Consider the following 5,798-nt stretch of genomic DNA (forward strand, 5'->3'; position numbering starts at 1 on the left):
ACCCCGGCCGGCTCCCCTCCTCCCCCACCGGAACGCGACCGGAGGGCGCGGGGCGCCGCCGCCGGGCCGGATCCGGTGATCCACCGCTCACGGTGCGGAAGCGATCCTGCACACACCGGTCCCACAACCGCCGCGGCGGAGTTAACGTCAAGGACAGGGCACGACGACAACCGGGCGGCACCCGGGCGACCGAGAGGGCACGCGCACGATGAGCATCGGCGGCGATGGCGGTTACGAGGACGACGTCGTCGACGCGTACGACGAGCCCCGGCGGCAGCCCGTCCGGGTGGGCCGCAGCATGGTGACGGTGGTGGGCGTCGTCGTCCTGCTGATCGCGGCCATCGCATTCGCCAACAGAGGCGGTGACGGCACCCCGCCGGACGGCGGCGGCCCGCGGGCCCGTGAGGACGCCCGGCCCACCGCCCCCACCGGCGAACGCCCCGTCACCGAGCGGTCGAACGGCGTGCCCTCGGGCTTCCCCCGCACCGAGCAGGGCGCGCAGAGCGCCGCGGCCAACTACGCGGTGGCGCTGGGCGGTACGGGCATGTTCGAGACCGAGCACCGGCACATGCTCGTCGACACCCTCTACACCCCCGAAGCCGCCGCACGCGTCAAGGAGCGGCAGGACAGGGCCTATTCGGAGGCCCTCTTCGAGCGCATAGGGCTCACACCCGAGGGCGAGGCCCCCGAGGGCACGACCTTCGTCTCGCGCACCGTCCCCGTCGGCACCAGCGTGACGGAGTACACCGAGGACGACGCCACCGTCGAGGTCTGGTACACGGGCCTGATCGGCATGGCCGGCGAGGAGTCGACCATCCCCGTGACCACCACCTGGAAGACCTGGACCTTCCGGCTCCGGTGGGCCGGATCCGACTGGAAGATCACCGAGGACTCCCAGAAGGACGGCCCCGCCCCCGTACCGGGCGACATCCGGGCCTCCACAGCCGAGGACATCAGCAGGGCCGTCGAGGAGTACGGAGGGTTCACCTATGCCCGTTGACCGAGCCAGCCGCCGCGCCCTGTCGCTCGCCGGACTCCTGGCGGGCCTGCAGGCCGCCGGAGTCTGGCTGGCCGCCCGCGCGGCAGCCGACGAGCCGACGTCCCCGCCGGACGACGAGGAGCCGGACCGCAGCGTGTGCGAGAACGTCCCCGGCTCCGCCCAGGACGTCTGCGAACAGGGCGAGAGCGCCACCGACGGCTCAGGCGGCGCCGACTCCGACCCCCTGTCCACCCTCGACCCCCTCGCCTCCCTCGCCCAGGGCTGCGCCGAGGCCGCCGCCTGGATCGTCGACAAGCTCTCCGAGGCCGTCTCCTCCACCGCCACCGTCGACTTCACCAACCCCGCCTTCCTGCGCCAGTACGCCGTCGTCTTCGCCGCCTCGACGATCCTCACCCTCGTGCTGTGGCTGCTGGCCGTCGCCAAGCGCGCCGTCCGCGGCATCCCCCTCACCGAGGCCCTCACCGAGGCCATCGGCTTCCTGTGGCTGACGGTCCTCGCCTCCGCCTTCACCCCCCTGATCCTCTACACCCTGGTCACCGCGACCGACGCCGTCACCGACGTGATCGCCGCGGGCACCGGGTCCGACACCGACAAGTTCTTCGGCTCCTTCTCCGAGGCCCTGAAGAAGGGCGACGACATCGGCGGCGGCCCGATCATGCTGATCGTCGTCTCCCTCGTCTCCGTCCTCGCCGCCGGCGTCCTCTGGCTCGAACTCGTCATCCGCGCAGCCCTGCTGTACGTCGGCGCCCTGCTGGGCACGGTCGTCTACGCCGGGCTCGTCGACAAGAACCTGTGGGGCCACGTACGCCGCTGGGCGGGCATCATGATCGCGGTGATCCTCGTCAAGCCGGTCATCGTCATCGTCCTCGGCCTCGCCGGTGCGCTCGCCTCCGACGAGGGGCCGAACGCCTTCTCCGCGATCGTCTCCGGTCTGGCGATCATCCTGCTCGCCATCTTCGCCAGCGCCATGATCTACCGCTTCGTCCCCGGTTTCGGCGACGAGATCGTCCGCCAGCGCAACGCCAGCGCCGATCCCGCCTCCCGCACGGCCGCCGCCGTCGTCTCCTCCCCCGCCGCGATGCTCCGCCAGGGCATCACCACCCACAGCGCCCGCGGCGGCGCCGAGGGCGGCAGCGGCGGCGGACAGTCCGGTGCCACCCCCCGGCCCGCCAACCCGGTCTCCGGCGGTGTGGCCGCCCACGCCTCGCGCGGCGACCGGACCTCCTCCCGGCCCACCGCGCCGCCCCCGCCCCGCACGGGCAGCGGCGGCGGCACCACCAGCAACCGCACCGGAGGTGATCGCGGATGACGACCCCGTCCCACACCGTCGCTCCGCGCCGCACGTACATGATCGGGCGCGCCCGTCCCAACGCCGTCGTCGGCAGGAACCGGGAGACGGGCGAGATCGCGCTGATCATCGCGGGCGCCTTCCTCGGCATGATGAGCGGGCTCCTGGTCCCCGTCCTGTCGCTGCGCATCGCCCTGCTGGTCGGCTTCCCGCTGCTCGCCCTGGCCGCGGTGTACGTCCCCTACAACGGCCGGACGTACTACAAGTGGTTCGAGATCAACCGCAGTTACCGGCGCCTGCTGCGCCGCGGCACCACCTACCGCTCCACCGCCGCCGAGGCCGGCACCCGGCTGGACGGCACCGAGGTGGACATCCCCGCGCCCCCCGGCGTCGGCCGGGTCAACTGGCTGTCCGCGCCCTTCGGGCCCGACGAGATCGCCGTGCTGCTCCACGCCGACCGCCGCACCGTCACCGCCGCCATCGAGATCGAGGGACCGGGCGTGGGCCTGCGCGACAGCGAGGACCAGGAGGCCCTCGTCGACCGCTTCGGCACCCTCCTCAAGCACGTGGCCAACGGCGACGGCTTCGTCACCCGCCTCCAGATGCTCGCCCGCACCCTCCCCGCCGACCCCGACGCCCACGCCAAGGACGTCGCGCAGCGCGGCGACGAGCGGGCCGCGCCCTGGCTGCGCGACTCCTACGAGCAGCTGCTGTCAATGGTCTCCACCTCCAGCGAGCAGCACCGCGCCTACCTGGTGGCCTGCATGCACTACACCCGCGACCTGGCCGCCGAGGCCACCGCGATCGCCAAGGCCACCCGCGCCTCCACCGGCCGCCGCCTCACCCGCGACGAGGGCCTGGCCGTCGTCATGGCCCGCGAGCTGACCGACATCTGCGCCCGCCTGGCCGAGGCCGACATCCGGGTGCGGCAGCCGCTGGGCCAGTCCCGCATGGCGTCCCTGATCCACTCCATGTACGACCCGGACCACCCCATCGACCACATCCAGGCCATGAGCCGCCGCAACGCCTGGCCCGCCGAGCTGGACGCCTCCGAGCCCACCCACCTCCAGGCCAAGACCCGCGAGTCCGCCACCCGCGCCCCCTGGTGCCACGCCACCGCCTGGGTCAAGGAGTGGCCGATGACCCCCGTGGGCGTCAACTTCCTCGCCCCGCTGCTGGTCCACACCCCCGACGTGATCCGCACCGTCGCCGTCTGCATGGACCTGGAGCCGACCGAGGTCGCCATCGAGCGCATGCTGACGGAGAAGACCAACGACGCCGCCGAGGCCAGCCGCGCCGCCAAGATGAACCGCACCGTCGACCCGCGCGACGTGGCCGCCCACAGCCGCGTCGACCAGCGCGGCGAGGACCTCGCCTCCGGCGCCGCGGGCGTCAACCTCGTCGGCTACATCACCGTCTCCTCCCGCAACCCCGACGCCCTGGCGCGCGACAAGCGCACGATCCGGGCATCGGCCGGAAAGAGCTACTTGAAGCTGGAGTGGTGCGACCGGGAGCATCACCGTGCGTTCGTGAACACCCTGCCGTTCGCGACCGGCATCCGCCGCTGAGGAGGCGCAACACCATGGCCGCGTTCGATCCGCTGACCGCCGTCACCGACGCCTTCACCAGCTTCGTCTTCGGCAAGACCGAGACCACCCGCCTGCCCGTGCGCACCTCCACGGGCCAGGCCCAGGCCGTCTACCTGCCCACCGCCGCGCCCGGACTGGGCGACTCCGGCGTGATCATCGGCCGCGAGGTCTACAGCGGCAAGGGCTACATCTACGACCCCTTCCAGCTCTACGGCCAGCAGCTCCCGGCCCCCCACTGGCTGGTTCTCGGCGAGTCCGGCAACGGCAAGTCGGCGCTGGAGAAGACGTACATCCTGCGCCAGCTGCGCTTCCGCGACCGCCAGGTCGTCGTCCTGGACGCCCAGGGCGAGGACGGTGTCGGCGAGTGGAACCTGATCGCCGAGCAGATGGGCGTCACCCCCATCCGCCTGGACCCGATGGCCGCGCTCGACCAGGGCATCCGCCTCAACCCGCTGGACCCGTCCATCACCACCACCGGCCAGCTCGCCCTGCTGCGCACCATCATCGAGGTCGCCATGGGCCACGGTCTCGACGAGCGCGCCGGCTTCGCGCTGAAGGTCGCGCACTCCTACGTCAACGACACCGTCACCGGACGCCAGCCCGTCCTCACCGACATAGTCGAGCAACTGCGCCATCCGGAGCCGGAGTCGGCCGAGGCGATGAACGTCGCCCTGGAGGACGTGCGGGCCTGGGGGCTGGACGTGGCCCTCGTCCTGGACCGCCTGGTCGACGGCGACCTGCGCGGCATGTTCGACGGCCCGACGACGGTGGGCATCGACCTCGACGCGCCCCTGATCGTCTTCGACCTCTCCCACATCGACCGCAACTCCATCGCCATGCCGATCCTGATGGCCATCGTCGGCGTCTGGCTGGAGCACACCTGGATCCGCCCCGACCGCAAGAAGCGCATCTTCCTGGTCGAGGAGGCGTGGCACATCATCAACAGCCCGTTCGTCGCCCAGCTCTTCCAGCGCCTGCTGAAGTTCGGCCGGCGTCTGGGCCTGTCGTTCGTCGCGGTCGTCCACCACCTGTCGGACGTCGTCGACGGAGCGGCGGCCAGGGAGGCGGCAGCCATCCTCAAGATGGCGTCCACCCGCACCATCTACGCCCAGAAGGCCGACGAGGCCCGGGCCACCGGAAAGGTGCTGGGTCTGCCGCGCTGGGCGGTGGAGATCATCCCCACGCTCACCCCCGGCATCGCCGTCTGGGACGTCAACGGCAACGTCCAGGTCGTCAAACACCTGGTCACCGAGGCCGAGCGCCCGCTGGTGTTCACCGACCGCGCCATGACCGAATCCTCCACGCCCGACTCCCCGTCCGGCTCTCCCTCCGACCCCTCCCAGCGCTCGCCGATGAAGGACACCCTGGCCGACGAACTCGACGCCGAGACCGAGTCCCGGGCCGCCGCGATGGAGCGGCTCGCACGCGCCGACGAGACGGTGGCCTGACGGTGGCCCGGGGCCACGACAGAACACCGGGGACGCAGGGCGGCGGTACGGGCGCCCCGCCGGAGAGGGGCATCCCGGACGGCCTGCTGCTCGGTCTCATGGGCTTCCTGCTGGGCGTCACCGTCCTGTGCTGGACGGCCGCCGGGCTGGCCGGCCTCCTCGCCCACGGAGCATGGCCGCAGGGCATCACCTTCGTCCACACCCCGGCGGCCATGCGCGCGCTCGTCTCCGAACCGGGCGACCTGGCCGCCGCCTGGCCCGGCGCGCAGGCGGAGGCCCTGCCGGGGCCGGGCCTGTTCTGGGGGATCCTCATCGGCCAGGCGATGGTCCTGACGGTCCTGGGCTTCTTCGCCGCCGGCGCCGTGGCCCGACGGCGCGCCCTGCGCGCCGCGCGGCGGGCCGCCCGGCAGGCGGCCCCGTACAAGGACGCCCCGCCCGCGCCCCACGGGACAGCCTCGGCGCCTCTCCCCGCC

Annotated in this window: 4 protein-coding genes and 1 pseudogene; all 5 read left to right on the forward strand. The window is 72.6% G+C overall.

What is annotated here, in order from left to right; all coding sequences use genetic code 11:
- Positions 1 to 208 precede the first annotated feature (208 nt).
- Positions 209 to 1,000 (forward strand): hypothetical protein, encoded by a 792-nt coding sequence (locus L7D48_RS24700; protein WP_237882642.1) that lies wholly within the window; start codon positions 209 to 211, stop codon positions 998 to 1,000.
- Positions 990 to 2,309, forward strand: coding sequence for a hypothetical protein (locus L7D48_RS24705; RefSeq protein ID WP_237882644.1), 1,320 nt, complete (start codon positions 990 to 992; stop codon positions 2,307 to 2,309). The genes L7D48_RS24700 and L7D48_RS24705 overlap by 11 nt, the downstream gene beginning before the upstream one ends.
- On the forward strand, positions 2,306 to 3,856 hold the full coding sequence (locus L7D48_RS24710) for an SCO6880 family protein (protein ID WP_237882645.1): 1,551 nt from the start codon (positions 2,306 to 2,308) through the stop codon (positions 3,854 to 3,856). The genes L7D48_RS24705 and L7D48_RS24710 overlap by 4 nt, the downstream gene beginning before the upstream one ends.
- 14 nt (positions 3,857 to 3,870) lie before the next feature.
- Positions 3,871 to 5,325: an ATP-binding protein gene (locus L7D48_RS24715; RefSeq protein ID WP_237882647.1), complete on the forward strand. Its 1,455-nt coding sequence runs from the start codon at positions 3,871 to 3,873 to the stop codon at positions 5,323 to 5,325.
- 2 nt (positions 5,326 to 5,327) lie between these two features.
- Positions 5,328 to 5,798, forward strand: a pseudogene (locus L7D48_RS24720) (type VI secretion protein); the annotation flags it as partial.

This window comes from Streptomyces sp. ICN903, from assembly GCF_022015835.1.
In the GTDB taxonomy this organism is placed as follows: Bacteria; Actinomycetota; Actinomycetes; order Streptomycetales; family Streptomycetaceae; genus Streptomyces; species Streptomyces fenghuangensis.